This window comes from Allobosea sp. 2RAB26 (assembly GCF_052115465.1).
GTDB lineage: Bacteria > Pseudomonadota > Alphaproteobacteria > Rhizobiales > Beijerinckiaceae > Allobosea.
This window is the reverse complement of record NZ_JBFRGS010000013.1, coordinates 72759-92276: the sequence shown is the minus strand read 5'-3', so window position 1 is coordinate 92276 and position 19518 is coordinate 72759. Positions and strand designations below refer to the sequence as shown.

Here is a 19518-nt window from a genome sequence, read left to right as displayed (position 1 = left end):
CCGTCTCAGTCACGCGAATCTCCCGATTGTGATGAACCTGTGCGATCCATAGCGCGTCGCGGTCGCGCTTGTCGCGGACGACCTCTCAGGGGCTCTCGGCTGTCTCGAACAGCTTCGGCAGATGGGCCTGATACCAGGCCTTCAGCTCTTCGAGCGCTGGGTGCTCGAGGTTGCGGCGCAAGTACGTTTCGATTCGCGGCAGGTGCTTGAGATAGGCAGGCTTGCCGTCGCGCTTGTCGAGGCGTGCGAAGATCCCGGCAATCTTGGTGTTGCGCTGTGCGCCCAGGATCGCATAGGCGCGAGCGAAGCCGGCGAGATCGAAGCTCTCGTCCGCCGCCCGCCGCGCCGAGCCATAGGCGGCAAGCAGCTTGAGTTCCAGCGCCGCCGGCACGTCAACGCGCGCGTCCTGTCCCAGCGAGACCAGATCATAGGCGGGGTGGCCGAGCACGGCGTCCTGGAAGTCGATCAGACCGAGCTTGGCGTGTCCTTCACGCTTCGGCAGCCAGATCAGGTTGGGGGAGTGGAAGTCGCGGAGCGTCCAGGTCGATGGTGCGGCGAGGATTTCGTCGAACAGCTTGCTCCAGATGCGGCTGAATTCGGCATGAGTCACCGCCGGCAAGGTCACGCCGGCAATATGCGGGGCGTACCATTCGAGCACGAGTTCGGTCTCGATCGAGAGCGCACCCCGATCATAGTCCGGCACGATGTAGTCGCGTCCGTCGGCGACCGGCAGGATCGCCGGCAAGGTGTGGCGATGCATGTCGGCCAGCAGGCGTGCGGCGGCCTCATAGCGTTCGGGAATCGGTCCGTTCTCGTCGAGCACGCCTTCGTCACCGAGGTCCTCGATCAGCAGGAGGCCGGTCTCGAGGTCCTGGGCAAAGATGTCGGGGGCCGAATAGGTCAGCGAGCGCAGGCCGCGATCCATGCCGACGAAGGCATCGACCGATTCCGCCAGGTGCGCGATGGCGCTGTAAGGCTTGCCGAGGCGGATCGCGGGGCCGTCCGCGCGCGGCGGCGAAATCATCAGGATGGCGGTTTGTCCATCCGGACGCGTCAGCCGCTCATAGGCGCGGGTCGAGGCGTCGCCGAGCATGAAGTCGCGCTTGGCCTCACCCCATCCGGCAGAGTCGATCAATCGCCGCGCTGCGATCGCGATGGCAAGGCGCGAGCGCCAGAGCACACCGCCCGCGAGACTGGCGATCCGCCCGGTCTCGGGCGCCTTTGGGTCGACGTCGAGCACGATGTCGAGCCGCCGACCGGCAGGCAGCCGCGTACCGGCCCGGTCCGGCCACTCGACCAGCGTGATGATGCGGTCGAGATCCTCGATCAGCCCGATATCATCGAGCTCGTCGGGGGATCGCACCCGGTAGAGATCGGCATGGATCACGCTGCCGCGCAGCGTGTCGTAGCTCTGCACCAGGGTGAAGGTCGGGCTCGGAGCCTCCAGGTCCGGGTTGTCGGCAAGCTCGCGCAGGATAGCGCGCGCCAGCAACGACTTGCCGGCGCCGAGATGGCCGGAGATCGCCACGATATCGCCGGGCTTGAGGATCGCGGCGAGATCGCGGCCGAGCCGCACCGTGGCGGCTTCACCGGCCAGCGTCAGCCGATGCCCGCCTGTCTTCACGGTATCCTCTGTCATTCAGCGGCATCCGAGAGCGGCATGCCTTCCGAGGGAAACACCGCGGTGACCCGCGTGCCCTGCCCTGGCGCAGAATCGAGCTCGACATGGCCACCATGCAGCTCGACGATCGAACGCACGATGGAGAGGCCAAGTCCGACGCCGCGATGCTTGGAGCCGAGAGAATGGCTCTCGAAGCGGTCGAACACCTTGTCCTTGACCTCGGCCGGGATGCCGCGGCCTTCGTCGGCGACGGTGATGCGGACATCGCCGCCGAGGCGTCCGGCCGTGACCCCGATGGTCTGGCCGGGAGCGGAGAAGCCGATCGCGTTCGAGATCAGGTTGAACAGCACCTGCCGCAACCTGCGGCCATCTGCCCTCAAGGGGCCGGTCTGGGGCGCGATATCGACCTTGAGGGTCAGCTTGCTGTCGATCAGGCGGTCGTGCAGGCCGGCCGTCGCCTGGGCAATGGTCTCGGCGACATCGACTTCCTGGAATTCGAGCGCCAAAGCGCCGTTGTCGATCGAGGCGAGGTCGAGAATGTCATTGATGATCGCGAGCAGTGCGCCGGACGAGCGCACGATATGGCCGGTATAGTCGCGTTGTTTCTCGTTGAGCGCACCGATCGTCTCGGCGCCGAGCAATTGCGCGAAGCCGATGATGTTGGTCAGCGGCGAGCGCAGCTCGTAGGAGACGTGGTGGACGAAATCCTCGCGCAGCCGCGACACCTTCTCCAGGGCTTCGTTCTTTTCGGTCAGGGCACGTTCGACATTCACGCTTGCGGTGACGTCGGCGAAGGTGATCAGCGTCGCTCCGTCCGGCAACGGCGCGGCGGCGCAATCGAGCACGGTGCCGTCACGACGCTCCATCCGGCAGCCATAGTCCTCACGCGCATCGCGCACGCCGGTGATGACGCTCTGCAGCTCCGTCCAGACATCGTCATGCGGATAGAGCGGCCGGCAGAGCCGGACCACCTCGTCGATATGCGGCGTGGCTCCGGCCAGGTCGCCGTGGATCTTCCAGGCCTGGGCGAAGGCGGGGTTGGAGAGCTTGAGCCGGCCGTCCGAACCGAACACCGCGACGCCCTCGCGCAGCGAGTCCAGCGTTTCCCGTTGCGTGCGTGACAGCGCATTGAATCGGGATTCGAGCGTGAAGCGTTCGGTCACGTCATCGAAGAGATAGGTGACGCCGCCTTGCGGGTTGGGGCTCGAGACGACATGGATCGTCCGCCCGTCCGGCAGATACCACCAGTCCTCGCTGGCACGCGGGCTTGTATAGGTGGCCTGCACCGCAGCCTTCCAGCTGCGGTAGTCGCCGAGTTCAGGCAGGCGGCGCTCGGCTCTCAGCCGGTCGAGGATTTCGCTATCGCTGGGCTTGCCTTCGAGGAAGGCGGAGTCGAGCGACCAGAGCGTCTCGAACCCGGAATTGCTGTAGACCAGCCGTTGTGAGGCATCGAACACGGCAACGGCCGTCTTCAGCCGGTCGAGCGTGCGCACATGCGCATCCATCTGGCGCTGCAGGTCGGCGCGAACGGCCTCAAGCTCGCTCATGTCGGTCGCGATGCCGGCAAAGCCGGCCGGCGTCGGCATTTCCAGGATGTCGAGCGTATGCCGCTGGCCGGCTACCACGGCCGGAGCGCGTGTTGCGAACGGGCGCCCTTCGCTGCGCGCCTTGGCTGCGTTCTCCCGTTCATTGCGGTCGAGCAGCTCGAGGCCGCCCTTCACCGCCTCGCTGCCGCCGGCAGCTTCGACCGCGCGGGCATAGGCGGCATTGGCCCAGCTCAGGCGACCGTCGGCATTGCGGGTCCAGACCGGTTGCGGCAGGCCAGCCAGCAAGGTGGAGAGCGCTGCATGATCGGCGGTGACATGCTCAAGTTCGCTTTGCAGCGCCATGACCCGGGCCCGCTCGCCGCTGACCTGGCGGAAACGGATCACCGCACGCCCTGCGACGGGGCGGCCTTCGACATCGATGAACGGGCCGGAGCGACTCCTGAGCGTGAAGCCGAAGGCTTCGCCGCGCTCCTTCAATGCGTCGGTGGCGAGTTCCAGGCGCTTGGCGTCGGCGGGAGGGGCCCAGCTGCCATAGGCAAGGGCCAGCGCAGCGCCGGGCGCGCCGAGAAAGCCGCTGTCGCCCTCGAAGATCGGCTCGGCGTTCTTTCCGTTCCAGCTCACCACGACCTGGGCATCGGAGGCGAGCAGCGCACCCAGGCGTTCCTGGTGGCTGCGGGCCGCTTCCAGTTCGCTCGCGAGCTCTCCTTCACGGCGCTGCCAGCGTCCCCGCTCGCGCACATAGATGATCGAGGTTGTTGCCGCGAAGACCACAAGCCCGGCCAGGACGATCGAAAGGCTGCCGGCACCAAGCGCACCTGCCGGGAGCGGAGCCATGATCTCGGTTTGTGCGAGCGCCGGAAGCGGAATGCTGCCGACGGCGAGGCCTGGGAGCAGTGCGCTGTGGCGCCCCGCATCTCCGTTCCGTCTCTTTCGCCCCGCTCGTCTCATTCTGCTTCCGTCACTTAGTCTGAACCCGACCCTGGCGTTGAACGGCCAAGGTGGAAAGCCGATCGAGGCGCCGCAGCCCGAACCGGACGCACGCACACCACCACACCAACCCGTTTGAGCTTGCTCGACCTCGCGCGAACGCAGCGGGCCCGAATCAGCTCCACTCTAATCACCGGTGGAGTCCGGCAGGAAGTGCTTAATGGCAGGTAAATGCGTGGAAAATCGCGACCGAGTGCCGCCCCTGGCCAAGAAATCAACAAATTGAGCCTGGCTGTAGGGCACTGTCTATTAGTGGTGTCTTCTTGCAATAATGAGAGGTCAGTCAGATGCAAAAAAGCCCGGCGCGAACGCCGGGCTTCTTCAACTTTACGCCTGTTGGCGTGTCAGTAGCGGTAGAGCTCGGGCTTGAACGGGCCGGTCGGGGCCAGGCCCAGATACTTCGCCTGCGCATCGTTGAGCACAGTCAGCTTGGCCCCGACCTTGGCGAGGTGGAGCGCCGCGACCTTCTCGTCGAGATGCTTCGGCAGCGTGTAGACCTTGTTCTCGTACTTGGCGTGGTGGTTCCAGAGCTCGATCTGGGCCAGCGTCTGGTTCGAGAACGAGCAGGACATCACGAAGGACGGGTGGCCGGTGGCGTTGCCGAGATTCACCAGGCGACCTTCCGAGAGCAGGATGATGCGCTTGCCGTCGGGGAACTCGACCTCGTCGACCTGCGGCTTGACGTTGTCCCACTTGAAGTTCTTCAGGCCGGCGACCTGAATCTCCGAGTCGAAATGGCCGATATTGCAGACAATGGCGCGGTGCTTCATGGCGCGCATGTGCTCGACGGTGATGACGTCGAGATTGCCGGTGGCGGTCACGAAGATGTCGGCGCGGGGCGCAGCATCTTCCATGGTCACGACCTCGTAGCCTTCCATCGCCGCCTGCAGCGCGCAGATGGGGTCGATCTCGGTGACGAGCACGCGGCAGCCGGCCTGGCGCAGCGAAGCGGCCGAGCCCTTGCCGACGTCGCCATAGCCGGCGACGACCGCGACCTTGCCCGACATCATCACGTCGGTGCCGCGGCGGATGGCGTCGACCAGCGATTCACGGCAGCCATAGAGGTTGTCGAACTTCGACTTGGTGACGGAGTCGTTGACGTTGATCGCCGGGAAGGGCATGCGGCCGGCCTTGGCCAGCTCGTAGAGGCGGTGCACGCCGGTGGTGGTCTCTTCCGAGACGCCCTTGATCGCGGCGCGGGTCTTGGTGAACCAGCCTGGATTGGCCTTGAGCTCCCGCTTGATCAGCTTGAAGAAGATCGTCTCTTCCTCGTTGCCCGGCTTGTCCAGGAATTCGGCCTTGCCGGCCTCGGCCTCGGCACCGAGGATGATCAGCATGGTCAGGTCGCCGCCATCGTCGAGGATCATGTTCGGCGTGCCGCCGTCACCCCATGTCGCGGTGCGCAGGACGTATTCCCAATACTCCTCCAGCGTCTCGCCCTTGATGGCGAAGACCGGGGTGCCGGTCGCGGCGATCGCGGCGGCGGCATGGTCCTGGGTCGAGAAGATGTTGCAGGACGACCAGCGCACGTCGGCGCCGAGTTCCTTCAGCGTCTCGATCAGCACGGCGGTCTGAATGGTCATGTGCAGGCAGCCGGCGATGCGGGCGCCCTTGAGCGGGGCCTTGCCCTTATGCTCGGCGCGGATCGCCATCAGGCCCGGCATCTCGTCCTGGGCCATGTTGATTTCCTTGCGGCCGTAATCCGCGAGGCTGATGTCCTTGACGACGTAATCGTGCTTCGACACGGGGCTGCTCCAATGGCTTGATCTTGAATGACGCGCGGCTCTCTAGCAGCGACGGCGTCAGAAGGCAATCAAAGATATAAAGATGTCTTTATATGCGCCGGGAATGAGCGCGGCGCGACATGCGCGAACCTCGCCCGTCAGATGCCCGCATCGGGCATTGTCGCGTGCTTGCCATCAGAAGTCAGCAGTCCGGGAAGGGAGGGGACGGTTTGCCACCAGCGCATCTCAGGCCGAGCGCAGCAAAATCCGACCTCAGGCGACCTGGAAGGGAGCGCGGTCGGCGCCTCAGTCTATTCGCCTTCGCCGAACTTGTCGGCGACCAGCGCTTCGAGCGCCTTCAGCGCCTCCTGGGCGTCACGGCCCTTGGCGACGACGGTGATGGTCGAGCCGATGCCGGCGCCGAGCGTCAGGATACCCATGATCGAGGTCGCGCCGACGGTCTCGCCGCAGCGGGTCACGGTAATGTCGGCGTCGAAATTCGAGGCGCACTGCACGAATTTCGCCGTGGCGCGGGCGTGCAGCCCCTTCTTGTTGACGATCGGCAGTTCGCAATAAAGCGCGCCGTTCGGGATCGCCGTCTCCGGGCAATCACAATCGTCTTCGCTGCTGCTCACCTGGCCGCTCATCCTATTTTCCCGCCAGAACCCGGCTGGCTACGGTGATGTATTTTCGGCCGGCATCCTGCGCGCTGGTTACGGCCTCGTCGAGGGTCTTCTCCTCGCGCACGCTGGCGAGCTTGATCAACATCGGCAGGTTGATCCCGGCCACGACGTCGATCCGCCCGGGTTCCATCACCGAGATGGCCAGATTCGAGGGCGTGCCACCGAACATGTCGGTGAGAACGATCACGCCCTTGCCGTTCTCGACGGCTTCGACCGCCGCGATGATGTCGCGTCGACGGGCCTCCATGTCGTCATCGGGGGCGATGGCGATGGTGGCGAGGTTTTGCTGGGGGCCGACGACATGTTCGAGCGCTGAGCGGAACTCGGTCGCCAGATGCCCATGCGTCACAAGGACGAGTCCGATCATTCACTATCGCACCGGAGAGCGCTTGCAGGCGCCCGGACAAGGTCGCGGTTTATGCGGCAGGCGCGCGGGTTAGGCAAGACAGCTGGATTGAATCTTGTCGAAAACAAGGCTCACGCATCTCCCATGAACAGGCGCAGGGCGGTGAGGACAAGCCGCTCGTCACCGGCCCGACCCTTCACGGTCAGCCGCGGCAGGTCGATACCTGCCAGGCGTTCCACCAGCGCTTCCGGCTCAGGCATGCGTTCCGGCTCCTCGCCACTGCAATCGACAATCAGCCGGATCACGACGCCGGGCAAGTAGGGCTCGGGCGTGAGGCCGAGACCGCGTCGCTCGATCAGTCCCTCCAGCGGGGAGACGGGGTAGCCGACCAACCTGCCGCCAGTCGCATTCAGTTCGGTCCGGTCGTCGGCGACCAGGCGCGCAAACAGGCCGTCCTGCCTGGCGAGCGCGATGAGGGCCAGCGCCAGAACCGATTTTCCGGCGCCGGATGGGCCGCGGATGATGATTCCGGCCTCTCCAATCGCAATCGTGCTGGCATGCACGCGTTCGCCGGTTGCGGCCGTGTTGGCATTGTCCATGGCGGCAACTCAGGCGATGTGCTGAACGGCAGGCAGCCGTACGACGAAGCGGGCACCGAGCCGTGGCGGGTCTTCAGCTCCGGTCGAGCGGTCGAGCCGGTTCTCGGCCCGAATGCTGCCGCGATGGGCTTCGACGATCTGGCGTGAGATCGAAAGGCCGAGCCCGGAATTCTGCCCGAAGCCCTCGTCCGGTCGGTCGGTATAGAAGCGCTCGAAGATGCGCTCGATGGCGTGGGGCGGGATGCCCGGCCCGTCATCCTCGACGCTGATCAGCACATCGGGCCCGACGCGCGACAGTATGACGCGCACGGGCTTGTCGGGCTGCGAGAAGGAACGGGCGTTGTCGATGAGATTGACCATGACCTGGCCGAGCCGGGAATCATGGCCCATCACCAGGAAGTCCTGACGTCCGCCAGGGCGCTGCCCGCGCCGCTCGACCGAAAGCTCGATGCCGGGCTGGCCATCCCGACGCGTCTGGTTCTGCAAGCTGACCACGGCTTCCAAGACCTGGGCCATGTCGACGGGGGCGGCATCGTTGCGTGCCAGCTCCGCGTCGAGCCGCGACGCATCCGAAATATCCGAGATCAGGCGGTCGAGGCGCCGGACATCATGCTGGATCACGGCGAGCAGCCGGCCGCGGGAATCGTCGTTCTTCACGCGCGGCAGCGTTTCCACGGCACTGCGCAGTGAGGTGAGCGGGTTTTTGAGCTCATGGGCGACATCGGCGGCGAAGCTCTCGATCGCCTCGATGCGGTTGTAGAGCGCCTTTGTCATGTCGCGCAGCGAGCCTGACAGGTGTCCGATCTCGTCGTGGCGATTGGTGAAATCGGGAATTTCCTCGCGCGACTTCACGCCCTTGCGCACGCGCTGCGCAGCGTCGGCGAGCTTGCGGATCGGCTCGGCGATCGTGCCGGCCAGCAGCACCGACAGCACGATCATCACGCCCGCAGCAACGGCAAAGACCTGGATGATGGCGTAGCGTTCGCCGGCGATGATGCCGTCGATGTCGCCGCCTTGGGTCGAGAGCAGAAGCGCTCCGCGTACGGTCCGGAAGCGCTGGACCGGCACGGCGACGGAGACGATGGTCTGCCCGCGCGTATTGACGCGCACGACACTGGCTGGAACGCCGCTCAAGGCGCGTGCCACCTCCGGATAGGACTTGCCATTGGCATTGGCGAAATCGTCATAGGCCGGCACGTCGGCACGCCCGAGCCGGCTGCGCAGCATGTTCCATGTGCGCTCGAGCAAGGGCGCCTCGTCCTGCTCGCCGAGGCGCGGCAAGTCGAGCCGGAGCACGTCGCCGCGCGAATAGAGATTGCGCGAATCGAGCGTCAGCATCCCGTCCTTGTCATAGACGCGGGCACGGGTCTTGGTCGGCGTCACCAGGCGCCTGAGCAGCGGCGCCACTTTCTCGGGATTGATCGAGAAATCGAGCGGATCATCGGCAATGCCGGCGCTCTCACCTGCTTGCAGCTGCAGCAACTTATCGGCGTCGATGGTGATCGTGTCGGTCTCGACCGTCGCGGAGGCCGCGATCGAGGCGGCAATGATCTCGCCCTGCGTCAGCAGGCTTTGCACCCGGGACTCGATCAATCCTTCGCGGAACTGATTGAGGTAGAGAAAGCCGAGCAGCAGTGCCACGAGCCCGGCGAGATTGAGGACGACGATGCGACGCGTCAGGCTGGAGGCCGCGCGCGACGAGATGGCGCGCCAGGCATGCCGTCCCGCAAGCGCTACGCGCCGCCGCAGCGCCGGACGGCTGCGGCGGCCTTCGGCGCGGGGTCTGTCCTGTTCAATCGTCGCCATGCGTGATGCGTTCCAATTCCACGAAGGCCGTTAAGTGTCCCTCGGAGCAGGTCAAGGCATCGATCGCGATTCTCACATCTCCTTGAAGCGGTAACCGACACCGTACAGCGTCTCGATCATGTCGAACTCGGCATCGACCTGATTGAACTTCTTGCGCAGCCGCTTGATATGGCTGTCGATGGTGCGGTCGTCGACATAGACCTCGTCGTCATAGGCGGCGTCCATCAGGGCGTTGCGGCTTTTCACCACGCCGGGACGCTGTGCCAGCGACTGCAGGATCAGGAATTCGGTGACGGTCAGCGTGACCGGCTCGCCCTTCCAGGTGCAGGTATGACGCTCCGGGTCCATGCGCAACTGGCCGCGCTCCAGGGCCTTGGCGTCTTCCGGCCGCGCTGGCGCGCTGACATCCTTGGCGCCTGCGCGGCGCAGGATCGCCTTGACGCGCTCGACCAGCAGTCGCTGTGAGAACGGCTTCCGGATGAAGTCATCCGCGCCCATCTTCAGGCCAAAGAGCTCGTCGATCTCCTCGTCCTTCGACGTCAGGAAGATCACCGGCAGGTCGGATTTCTGCCTGAGCCGCCGAAGCAGCTCCATCCCGTCCATGCGTGGCATCTTGATATCGAAGATCGCCAGATCCGGCGGGTTCTGCTTCAGCCCATCAAGCGCCGATGCCCCGTCCGTATAGGTCATGATCCGGTATCCTTCGGCCTCGAGGGCGATGGAGACCGAGGTCAGGATGTTGCGGTCGTCATCGACCAGCGCAATGGTTGGCATGGGCTTTACGTCTCTGGGCCGCGTTGCAATGACGGGTCCACTCTCGCGAGAGAGCGGCCAAACCGTGGCTGCAATCTAGCGGTGCCGTGACGGTTTCGCTACAGCCTAACGCGTTGTTATGCCGAAAGGGTCCGGAGCGGCTGTCGGCGGCTTCGGCTGGTGCGGCTCGCCAAGGCCGATTTTTGAGGGTGAGGAGCGTGCGATGTCTGAGGTTCAGGGACAGGCGATCACGCCGCGCGGCGTCGAACTCGGGGGCACGGCGCCGGATTCCTTCGATGCGGTCGCGATGGCGCGCGAGCTGCTGCGCATTGCTCGCACGGCGCCGCTGGCGACCCTTGACCCGGCAAGCGGATTTCCGTTGTCGACTCTCGTGAATGTCGCGACCGATGTCGATGGAACGCCGCTTCTTCTGCTCTCGAAGCTCGCATTGCATACGCGCAATCTCGATGCCGATCCGCGCTGCTCGATCCTGTGCTTTGCGTTGGGGAAGGGCGACCCCATGGCCAACTCGAAGCGCGTCAGCGTGGCCGGGCGTGCCCTGCGCACCGACGATCCGCGGGCGCGGCGCCGGTTCCTGGCGCGTCACCCCAAGTCGAAGCTCTACATTGATTTCCCCGATTTTTCGCTCTTCCGGCTCGAGGTCTCCGGGCTCCATCCCAATGGCGGGTTTGCCCGCGCAGCCGAGATCGCGACAGGTGACGTCCTGCTCGACCTGACGGGGTGCGATGCGCTGATCGAGGCCGAGGACGGCGCCGTCGCACATATGAACGAGGACCATGCGGACGCGCTCGCGCTGTATGCGACGCGGCTGCTGGGTGAGGCGGAGGGGCGCTGGCGGGCGACGGGACTCGACCCCGAAGGGCTTGATCTTGTCTGCGGCGATGCTGCGGCGCGCCTTGTCTTTCCCGAGCGTGTGACCAGCCCGGGGGCGTTGCGTGCCGCGCTGGTGGCGCTGGCCCAGAAGGCCCGAGCTGCGGCCTGATGACGCTGTGCCGGAGGGCTCGGATTATTCAATCGATTTAGGGAAGCTTGTGCCTGCTCAAGTTTCGTCGGTGACTTGAGCCGGCGCCGCCATGCGCTTAAAGAGCGCCGCACTTGATCTCGCCCACGGTGGCGGAAGCACAGTCCGCCATGTCGAAACAAGGCGTCGAAGGGCGCCGTTTGGGAGAATGCCTGTGGAGACCATCGGTCACTTCAACACCGCCTGCGGCGCCGACACATTCGGCTTCCGCAAGCTCAAGGCGGTGCGCTGGAACTTCGAAGCGGCGCGCCTTTACGAGGAGTCGCTGCGGCGCGGCGAGTCCGAGATCGCCCATGGCGGTGCGCTCTGCGCCGATACCGGCAGCCATACCGGCCGGTCTCCGAAGGACAAGTTCGTCGTCAAGGATGCGCTGACGGAAGGAACCGTCTGGTGGGAGAACAACGGCGCGATCACGCCGGCGCAGTTCGAGACCTTGCTCGCTGATTTCATCAGCCACGCCGAAGGCAAGGAACTCTTTGCCCAGGATCTCTATGGCGGCGCCGACCCGGTGCATCGTGTCAAGGCTCGCGTCTTCACGGAGTTCGCCTGGCACTCGCTCTTCATCCGCAACCTTCTCATCCGCCCGGCTCCGGAAGAGATTCCGACCTATGTGCCGGAGATGACAATTGTCGATCTCCCCAGCTTCAAGGCCGATCCCAAGCGCCATGGCTGCCGCAGCGAGACCGTCGTCGCCATCGATTTCACCCGCAAGATCGTGCTGATCGGCGGCTCCGCCTATGCCGGCGAGATGAAGAAATCGGTCTTCACCTATCTGAACTACATCCTGCCCACCAAGGGTGTCGTGCCGATGCATTGCTCGGCGAATGTCGGCCGCAATGAAGACCCGGCGATCTTCTTCGGGCTCTCCGGCACCGGCAAGACCACGCTGTCGGCAGACCCTGACCGCACGCTCATCGGCGATGACGAGCATGGCTGGTCGAAGGACGGCATCTTCAATTTCGAGGGTGGCTGCTACGCCAAGACGATCAAGCTCTCGGCCGAGGCCGAGCCGCAGATCTATGCTGCTTCGCAGCGTTTCGGCACCGTGCTCGAAAATGTCGTGCTCGACCCGATCAGCCGAGTTGTGGATTTCGATGACCAGAGCAAGACCGAGAACACCCGCTCGGCCTATCCGCTCGATTTCATCCCGAATGCGTCGCGCACCGGCCGGGCCGGCACGCCCAAGAACATCGTGATGCTGACGGCCGACGCGTTCGGCGTGATGCCGCCGATCGCCAAGCTGACCCCGGCCGAGGCGATGTACCATTTCCTCTCCGGCTACACCGCCAAGGTCGCCGGCACGGAGCGCGGCCTTGTCGGCGTCGAGCCGGAGTTCTCGACCTGCTTCGGCTCGCCCTTCCTGCCGCGTCACCCGTCGGAATACGCCAATCTGCTGCGCGACTTCATCGCCAAGCACCATGTCGATTGCTGGCTGGTGAACACCGGCTGGACCGGCGGCAAGTACGGTACCGGCCGGCGCATGCCGATCCGCGTCACCCGCCGCCTGCTGTCGGCGGCGCTGGACGGCTCGCTCAACCGCGCCGATTTCCGCCGCGATCCTTATTTCGGCTTCGCGGTGCCGACCTCGGTGCCCGGCGTCGAGCCGCACATCCTCTATCCCGTCAAGACCTGGCAGGATAAGGCCGAGTTCGCCGAAACCGCCAAGACGCTCGTCGGCATGTTCCGTGAGAACTTCAAGCGTTTCGAGAGCCATGTCGATGATGCCGTGAAGGCGGCAGCGCCGACCAGTTCGCTCGCGGCGTGACGCCCGAATCGGATTGATGTGTTACGAGAGGCGGCGATGAGCCGCCTCTTTTTGATTCTACTGAAGCTTCTCACCACCCTCGTCATCGTCGGGGCGGGTCTTTGGGGCGTCGGCCTCCTGCTGTTCCGCCTCAACGGCGCGCTGGCCATCATGGGCGCCATCGGCTTCGCGTTCGCCGCGCTGGCCGGGCTGATCGGGATCTGGACCGGCGCCCTGCGATTGCCGCTGGGCTTCGCGATCGTGTTCCTCGGCCTGCTCGGCTGGTGGAACAGCATGCTGCCATCCCATGATCGCGACTGGATCCCCGAGCTTGCGCGCCTGCCGGAGATCGCGCGCGAGGGCGACCGCATCACCGTCAGCAATTTGCGTCATTTCCGCTGGCGCACCGAAACCGACTACGATCAGCACTGGGAAACGCGCAGCTTCGACCTGTCGAAGATCGAGGGCGCCGATCTCTTCCTGTCCTACTGGTCCGGCGAGGCGATTGCGCATCTGCTCGTCAGCTTTACCTTCTCAGATTCCCTGCCGCTGACCTTCTCGATCGAGGTTCGGCGCGAGAAGGGCGAGGAATGGTCGTCGCTGGCCGGCTTCTTCCGGACCTATGAGATGGCCTATGTCGTCGCCGACGAGCGCGACATCGTTGGCCTGCGCACCCATGCGCGTGGCGAGGATGTGAGGCTGTTCCGGCTCGCCGCGACCCCGACCCAGGCCCGCGACGTGCTGCTGGCCTATGCCGCCGACATCAACCGGCTGGCGAAGAAGCCGCGCTGGTACAACACGCTGACGACCAATTGCACGACGGTGGTCTACCATCTCGTCGGTTCGGTTGCCCCCGGCTGGACCTTCTCGCTGCCCCTCGATCCGCGCGTGCTGCTCTCCGGCTACCTGCCGGGTTACCTCGCCCGCATCGGTGCGATCCGCTCCGACATGCCGCTCGACGAGTTGATTCGACGCGGGCGCATCAGTGAGCGGGCACGCACGCTGTCCCTCGACGATCCCGCGTTTTCGCAGAGGATTCGCGAAGGCGTGCCGACGGGACGGCCCTAGCGCCGCGCAGCCATGGGGTGGACGCGCCCGGAGCGCCCCCGGCCACGTCCGTCCGTGAACGGGGGACGGCTGGCGCCCGGCACGGGGCCGAGCTGCCGGACAGGCCTGCGGCTACCTGAAGAAGATCACCGTCTGCAGCAGGAAGAGCGGGATCAGGATCGCGCCTGACCACATCATGTAGCCGAAGAAGCTCGGCATATTGACCTTCCGATCCTTGGCGATGGCGTAGACCATGAAGTTCGGCGCGTTGCCGATATAACTGTTGGCGCCCATGAAGACCGCGCCGGCCGAGATCGCGGTCAGCGTCAGTGCACCGGTTGTCATCAGGGCTTTCGCGTCGCCGCCGGCGAGTTCGAAGAAGACCAGATAGGTCGGGGCATTGTCGAGGAAGGACGAGAGGATGCCGGTCAGCCAGAAATAGGCGACGTTGTTCGGCGTTCCGTCCGCATGCGTCACCAGCGCGACGAGCGGTGCGAACGCCCCGTCCTTGCCGGCCTGCAGCATCGCCAGCACCGGGATGATGCAGACGAAGATGCCGGCAAAGAGCTTGGCGACCTCCTTGATCGGCCCCCAGCTGAATTCATTGCCGGCCCGCACGGGCTTCGGCGTCAGTACCAGCGAGAGACCCGCGAGGCTGAGCAGGATCGCGTCGCGCACCACATTCTGCAGCTCGACATGAACGCCATGGATGTCGAAGACAGTGCCGGGCTTCCAGTTCGCCGACATCAGGATGGCGAGGATGACGCCGCCGAGCAGAGCGATATTGACCTTGCCGAAGAGCTTGATGGCACGGTCCGGCGTCGGATCCTTGAGGGCTGGAGCCCCCTTTTCCTTGCTGAAGAAATAGCTGTCGAGCGCGAAGAACAGCGCGAGCAGCACAGCGACCGCAAAGCTGGTTTCCGGCAGGAGGTGCTGGGTCGTCCAGAAGAAGCTGACGCCGCGCAGGAAGCCGAGAAAGAGTGGCGGATCTCCGAGCGGGGTCAGCGAGCCGCCGATATTCGAGACCAGGAAGATGAAGAACACGACGACATGGACGTTGTGGCGGCGGTCGTCGTTGGCGCGCAGCAGCGGCCGGATCATGATGATCGAGGCGCCCGTCGTGCCGACCACGCTCGCCATCGTGGTCCCGATCGCCAGCAGGGCCGTATTGGTCGCTGGCGTACCGCGCAGATTCCCGGTGATCAGGATGCCGCCGGCAATGGTGAAGAGCGCGAAGAGCAGGATGATGAAGGGGGTATATTCGAGCAGCGCGGTGTGAAGCAGTGATCCGAGCGCCGGATCGAAGCCACGGAAGAGGACCAGAGGCACCAGCACGAGCGCTGCCCAGAAGGCTGCGAACTTGCCGTAATTGAGCTCCCAGACATGCGGAAACAGGATCGGTCCGAGGGCGATCGAGAGCAGCATGCCGGCAAAGGGAAGAGCCCAGGCCGCACCGAGCGTCGCCCCGCCGATATCGCCCGCCGCGAATGCGAGGCTGGGAACCAGGCACAGCGCCAAGGCTGCACCCGCAAGCGAAATCACTGACTTCAAGGACCCGCTCCCCAATCCCGATATCGAGCGGTTTCCGTCATCGCCCGGTTGTGTTGTCGCGTAAAGCCTGATCGGAGGGCTAGCAACCTCACGGCGAAATGGCATAGCTGCGCAATCCTGCCGATAGGGCGTGATTCAGATGGGGCCTCGACGATGCAACCGGCTTTCTCCGCACTGTTCGGCCTGGGCCTTCTGGCGGCGTCTTCAGCTTCGGCCTTCGCCCAGGTCGCGGTCGAGGAGATCAAGGCCCAGCTCTTCCTCGAGCGCACCGGCAGGCTCTCGGAGAATCTGGTCGGTACGAAGAAGGCGCTCCACAATGCAGTGATCGGCGAGGGCGAAGCCGGCGAGCCGGCCGATGCGCTGCTGGTGACGCTTTCCTTCACCGGCGCGAAGAACACCAAATCCTCGGACAAGATCGCGCGCGACCTCGCCTCGCTCACCGTCAGGCAGAAGGCGAAGACGGGCGAGAGGATCCTGCTCAGGCGCGTCTATGGCGGGTTCCTCTTCGGCGAAGAGGGGCGCATCCACAAGGCCTTCCTGCTCGACAGCGCCACCTGCGCTCCGCTCGAGATCGAGGTGAAGGTCGGTCGGAGCCGCAAGGAAGCGAAGCTGGATTTCTCCTGCAGCGAGTAGGGTGCGGGGAAGATTTGTTATGTCACGGTTCATTCTCGTGGAATAATCTCCTCAATGCGGCGTCCCGCCCGCAGCCTGATTCGGGACCGACCATGTGCCGTTTCCTCGCCTATTCCGGCGTTCCGGTCTTTCTTGAGGATTTCGTCGCCTCGCCCTGCCATTCGCTGATTCACCAGTCGCTCCATGCCGAGGAGAGCAAGACCGGCACGAATGGCGACGGGTTTGGCGTCGGTTGGTATGGCGAGAAGCCGGAGCCCGGGCAGTATCGCGAGGTCCGTCCGGCCTGGTCCGACGAGAACCTGCTCTCGATCGCCCGTCAGGTGCGCTCGCATCTCTTCTTCGCCCATGTGCGCGCTGCGACCGGTACGGCGACGACACGGGCCAATTGCCATCCCTTCGTCCATGGCCGGCATCTCTTCATGCATAACGGCCAGATCGGCGGCTACGCCCTGATCCGCCGCAAGCTCGAGAGCCTGATTCCCGATTCACTCTATGCCGCCCGTGTCGGCACGACGGATTCGGAGGCGATCTTCCTGCTGGCGCTCGCCCGCATGGCGGACGGCTATTCGCCCGGCGAGGCGTTGGCCTGGACCTTGGGCGAGGCGCTGGCCCTGATGCAGGCGGCCGGCATTCGCGAGCCCTTGCGCTGCGCCGCCGCGCTCGCCGATGGCGAGACGATCCACGCCGTGCGCTGGTCTTCCGATACGCGGCCGCCGACGCTCTATATCTGCAACCGCAGCGACAGCATCGTCGTCGCGTCCGAGCCGGTCGATGCCGCGCGCGACTGCTGGCAGGCGCTCGGATGCAATTCGATGGTGTCGGTGAAATCAGGCGCGATCACGGTCAGCCCCTTCGAGGTCGGGCTTCGGCAGGCAGCCTGAGTCCGCCATCGCTTGCGTCCGCGCGCCGGCTGCGTCACATCGCGCCATGCGCGATTTCGATACCCCGCTTCCGATCGATGCCGTCCTGGGCGATCTCGCCGCGGCGCTCCGTGCCGGCCCGAATGTGGTGCTGGTCGCTCCTCCCGGCGCCGGCAAGACCACGCGTGTCCCGCTCGCCCTGCTCGACGAGCCCTGGGCGGCCGGCGGCAAGCTGATCATCCTCGAACCGCGCCGGCTCGCGGCTCGCGGTGCTGCCGGCCGCATGGCGCAGACGCTGGGGGAGCGCGTTGGCGACACGGTTGGCCTGCGTGTCCGGCTCGGATCGAAGATCGGGCCGAAGACGCGGATCGAGGTCGTCACCGAGGGGGTCTTCGCCCGGATGATCCTCGACGATCCGGCGCTCGACGGCATCGCCGCCGTGCTCTTTGACGAATTCCACGAACGCTCCCTCGATGCCGATTTCGGTCTCGCCCTGGCGCTCGACGCGCAAGGCGGATTGCGCGAGGACCTGCGCATCCTGGTGATGTCGGCCACCCTGGATGGCGCGCGGGTCGCAAAGCTGCTCGGCGCGCCGGTCATCGAATCGCAGGGCCGGGCTTATCGCGTCGAGACGCGCTATCGCGGCCGGGATCCGCTGAAGCGGATCGAGGACCAGGTCACCGAGGCCGTGCAGCAGGCCCTGAACGAGCAATCGGGTTCGCTCCTCGTCTTCCTGCCAGGACAGGGCGAGATCAGGCGGGTCGAGGAGCGGCTGCGCGAACGGGTGCGCGATCCCGCGGTCGAGATCGCGCCGCTCTATGGCGCGCTCGATCAGGCCGAGCAGGATCGCGCCGTGCTGCCGGCGCCGGCCGGACGTCGCAAGATCGTGCTGGCGACCTCGATCGCCGAGACCTCGCTCACCATCGAGGGGGTGCGCGTGGTGGTCGATTCGGGCCTCGCGCGCGTCCCCGTCTACGAGCCCGATATCGGCGTGACCCGGCTCGAGACCCGCCGGGTCAGCCGCGCTGCGGCCGACCAGCGCCGCGGCCGCGCCGGCCGCACCGAACCGGGCGTGTGCTACCGCCTCTGGGAGGAGGCTGGTACTGGCGCCCTGGAAGCCTTCGCCCGGCCTGAAATCCTCTCTGCGGATCTCGCGCCGCTGCTGCTTGATTGCGCCGCCTGGGGCGTCGCCGATCCGACATCGCTCGCCTTTCTCGACCAGCCGCCGGCGCCTGCCCTGAAGGAGGCGCGGGCGCTGCTGCTCAATCTTGGCGCACTCGCCGATGACGGCCGCATCACCGCCGATGGCCGGGCCTTGCAGGCATTGCCGCTGCCGCCGCGCCTCGCGCGCATGGTCGTCGTTGCCGCGCGCTTCGGTCAGGCCAGGGCGGCGGCGGAACTGGCGGCGCTGCTGGTCGAGCGGGGGCTCGGCGGGGATGCGACGGATCTCGCCGAGCGGGCCGAGCGCTTCGGGCGGGAGCGCGGTGGTCGTGCCGCCGATATGCGCCGCCTCGCGGAGGGCTGGGCCCGGTTGGCGGAGAAGGCGAGCCCGCCCGGGTGCGACGCGACGGGCTCCATCGGCTTCCTGCTCGCGCTCGCCTATCCCGATCGAATCGCCAGGCTACGCGCAGCGGGCTCGGGCCAGTATCTCCTGGCCAATGGCCGCGGTGCGGCGCTGGAGCCGACGCAGCGCCTCGCCCGCGAGCCCTGGATCGTCGTGGCCGACATGACGGGCATGGCGCAGCAGGCCCGAATCCTCGGGGGTGCCGCAATCGGTGAAGACGAAGTCCTGCGTCAGGCCGCCGAAGGCCTCGCGTCCTTCGGCCTGGAGGAGCGGACGGAAACGGTCTTCGACCGCAATGCCCGCGCTCTGCGTGCGCGTGCGGTCAGGCGCTATGGCGCCATCAGCCTGTCGGAGCGCCCGCTTGCAGTCGAGGCAACGTCGGAGAACGCTGCGATCCTGGCGATTGGTGTGGCGACGTTGGGCATTGGGTTGCTGCCATGGACGAAGGCACAGCAGCAATTGCGGGAGCGGACCGCCTTCCTGCGTCAGGCCGCAATCGGCACAGAAGGCGAAAATCCCTGGCCCGACCTGTCCGATGCCGGGCTCGCAGCCGAGCCGGAACTCTGGCTTGCGCCCCATATCGAGGGGCGAACCTCGCTCGCCGCGATTGCGCCGGCCGACCTCGATGCGGCGCTGGCCAGCCTGCTGCCCTGGGATCTGAAACGCCGGCTCGATGCCGAGGCGCCGACGCATTTCGCTGCACCGACCGGTTCCCATCTCGCCGTGGATTATGCGGCCGAGGCAGGGCCGACGATCTCGGTGCGCGTGCAGGAGCTTTACGGGCTTGCCCAGCACCCCTCGCTCGCGGCCGGCCGCGTGCCGCTCGTCCTGGAGTTGCTGTCGCCGGCGCATCGGCCGATCCAGGTCACCCGCGACCTGCCGGGTTTCTGGCGCGGCTCCTGGGCCGCGGTGAAGGCCGACATGAAGGGCCGCTATCCCCGCCATCTCTGGCCGGACGATCCAGCCGCAGCGCTGCCGACGACGCGAGCGAAGCCCCGCGGCACCTGAGGC

Annotated in this window: 15 protein-coding genes; 6 read left to right on the top strand and 9 right to left on the bottom strand. The window is 65.9% G+C overall.

Going from position 1 to position 19518, the window contains the following annotated elements:
* Positions 1–85: 85 nt before the first annotated feature.
* From tsaE to AB4118_RS23375, 8 genes are all read right to left on the bottom strand, one after another.
* Entirely contained in the window at positions 86–1639 is a 1554-nt protein-coding gene (gene tsaE / locus AB4118_RS23410) for a tRNA (adenosine(37)-N6)-threonylcarbamoyltransferase complex ATPase subunit type 1 TsaE (RefSeq protein ID WP_441491987.1), read from the bottom strand.
* A complete protein-coding gene (locus tag AB4118_RS23405) occupies positions 1636–4002 on the bottom strand; it encodes a sensor histidine kinase (protein WP_441491986.1) in 2367 nt (788 codons plus the stop codon). The genes tsaE and AB4118_RS23405 overlap by 4 nt, the downstream gene beginning before the upstream one ends.
* A 497-nt stretch (positions 4003–4499) precedes the next feature.
* On the bottom strand, positions 4500–5900 hold the full coding sequence (gene ahcY / locus AB4118_RS23400; RefSeq protein ID WP_113515661.1) for an adenosylhomocysteinase: 1401 nt from the start codon (positions 5898–5900) through the stop codon (positions 4500–4502).
* 290 nt (positions 5901–6190) lie between these two features.
* Positions 6191–6526, bottom strand: a complete 336-nt coding sequence (locus AB4118_RS23395) for an HPr family phosphocarrier protein (RefSeq protein WP_069878534.1) — start codon at positions 6524–6526, stop codon at positions 6191–6193.
* Between the two features lies 1 nt (position 6527).
* Positions 6528–6929: a PTS sugar transporter subunit IIA gene (locus AB4118_RS23390; protein ID WP_043234821.1), complete on the bottom strand. Its 402-nt coding sequence runs from the start codon at positions 6927–6929 to the stop codon at positions 6528–6530.
* A 110-nt stretch (positions 6930–7039) separates the two neighbouring features.
* Entirely contained in the window at positions 7040–7507 is a 468-nt protein-coding gene (locus AB4118_RS23385; protein ID WP_441491985.1) for a hypothetical protein, read from the bottom strand.
* Between the two features lie 9 nt (positions 7508–7516).
* The gene (locus tag AB4118_RS23380) at positions 7517–9313 is read right to left on the bottom strand and encodes a stimulus-sensing domain-containing protein (RefSeq protein WP_441491984.1); all 1797 of its coding nucleotides are present in this window, start codon (positions 9311–9313) and stop codon (positions 7517–7519) included.
* Between the two features lie 72 nt (positions 9314–9385).
* Positions 9386–10087, bottom strand: a complete 702-nt coding sequence (locus AB4118_RS23375) for a response regulator transcription factor (protein WP_113515657.1) — start codon at positions 10085–10087, stop codon at positions 9386–9388.
* Between the two features lie 202 nt (positions 10088–10289).
* Between AB4118_RS23375 and AB4118_RS23370 the strand changes: the two genes are divergently transcribed.
* From AB4118_RS23370 to AB4118_RS23360, 3 genes are all read left to right on the top strand, one after another.
* Positions 10290–11069 (top strand): HugZ family pyridoxamine 5'-phosphate oxidase, encoded by a 780-nt coding sequence (locus AB4118_RS23370; RefSeq protein WP_141740036.1) that lies wholly within the window; start codon positions 10290–10292, stop codon positions 11067–11069.
* Positions 11070–11262: 193 nt separating this feature from the next.
* The gene (locus AB4118_RS23365) at positions 11263–12873 is read left to right on the top strand and encodes a phosphoenolpyruvate carboxykinase (protein ID WP_441492058.1); all 1611 of its coding nucleotides are present in this window, start codon (positions 11263–11265) and stop codon (positions 12871–12873) included.
* 36 nt (positions 12874–12909) lie between these two features.
* Positions 12910–13920: an Lnb N-terminal periplasmic domain-containing protein gene (locus tag AB4118_RS23360; protein WP_441491983.1), complete on the top strand. Its 1011-nt coding sequence runs from the start codon at positions 12910–12912 to the stop codon at positions 13918–13920.
* A 111-nt stretch (positions 13921–14031) separates the two neighbouring features.
* Here AB4118_RS23360 and AB4118_RS23355 read toward each other — a convergent pair whose 3' ends face one another.
* A complete protein-coding gene (locus AB4118_RS23355) occupies positions 14032–15450 on the bottom strand; it encodes a sodium:proton antiporter (protein ID WP_441491982.1) in 1419 nt (472 codons plus the stop codon).
* A 153-nt stretch (positions 15451–15603) separates the two neighbouring features.
* On the opposite strand from AB4118_RS23355, the gene AB4118_RS23350 reads away from it, so the two are divergent.
* The 3 genes from AB4118_RS23350 (at position 15604) to hrpB (ending at position 19515) form a co-directional block, all read left to right on the top strand.
* Positions 15604–16083: a hypothetical protein gene (locus AB4118_RS23350; RefSeq protein ID WP_441491981.1), complete on the top strand. Its 480-nt coding sequence runs from the start codon at positions 15604–15606 to the stop codon at positions 16081–16083.
* A gap of 92 nt (positions 16084–16175) precedes the next feature.
* Positions 16176–16964 carry a class II glutamine amidotransferase gene (locus AB4118_RS23345; protein WP_441491980.1) on the top strand — a complete coding sequence of 263 codons (789 nt, stop codon included), beginning with the start codon at positions 16176–16178 and terminating at the stop codon, positions 16962–16964.
* A 46-nt stretch (positions 16965–17010) separates the two neighbouring features.
* Positions 17011–19515 (top strand): ATP-dependent helicase HrpB, encoded by a 2505-nt coding sequence (hrpB, locus tag AB4118_RS23340; protein ID WP_441491979.1) that lies wholly within the window; start codon positions 17011–17013, stop codon positions 19513–19515.
* Positions 19516–19518: the final 3 nt, after the last annotated feature.

Coding starts and splice junctions, on each gene's coding strand:
- tsaE (WP_441491987.1), bottom strand. CDS start 1,639: ATGACAGAGGATACCGTGAAGACAGGCGGGCATCGGCTGACGCTGGCC.
- AB4118_RS23405 (WP_441491986.1), bottom strand. CDS start 4,002: ATGGCTCCGCTCCCGGCAGGTGCGCTTGGTGCCGGCAGCCTTTCGATC.
- AB4118_RS23395 (WP_069878534.1), bottom strand. CDS start 6,526: ATGAGCGGCCAGGTGAGCAGCAGCGAAGACGATTGTGATTGCCCGGAG.
- AB4118_RS23390 (WP_043234821.1), bottom strand. CDS start 6,929: ATGATCGGACTCGTCCTTGTGACGCATGGGCATCTGGCGACCGAGTTC.
- AB4118_RS23385 (WP_441491985.1), bottom strand. CDS start 7,507: ATGGACAATGCCAACACGGCCGCAACCGGCGAACGCGTGCATGCCAGC.
- AB4118_RS23380 (WP_441491984.1), bottom strand. CDS start 9,313: ATGGCGACGATTGAACAGGACAGACCCCGCGCCGAAGGCCGCCGCAGC.
- AB4118_RS23375 (WP_113515657.1), bottom strand. CDS start 10,087: ATGCCAACCATTGCGCTGGTCGATGACGACCGCAACATCCTGACCTCG.
- AB4118_RS23370 (WP_141740036.1), top strand. CDS start 10,290: ATGTCTGAGGTTCAGGGACAGGCGATCACGCCGCGCGGCGTCGAACTC.
- AB4118_RS23360 (WP_441491983.1), top strand. CDS start 12,910: ATGAGCCGCCTCTTTTTGATTCTACTGAAGCTTCTCACCACCCTCGTC.
- AB4118_RS23350 (WP_441491981.1), top strand. CDS start 15,604: ATGCAACCGGCTTTCTCCGCACTGTTCGGCCTGGGCCTTCTGGCGGCG.
- AB4118_RS23345 (WP_441491980.1), top strand. CDS start 16,176: ATGTGCCGTTTCCTCGCCTATTCCGGCGTTCCGGTCTTTCTTGAGGAT.
- hrpB (WP_441491979.1), top strand. CDS start 17,011: ATGCGCGATTTCGATACCCCGCTTCCGATCGATGCCGTCCTGGGCGAT.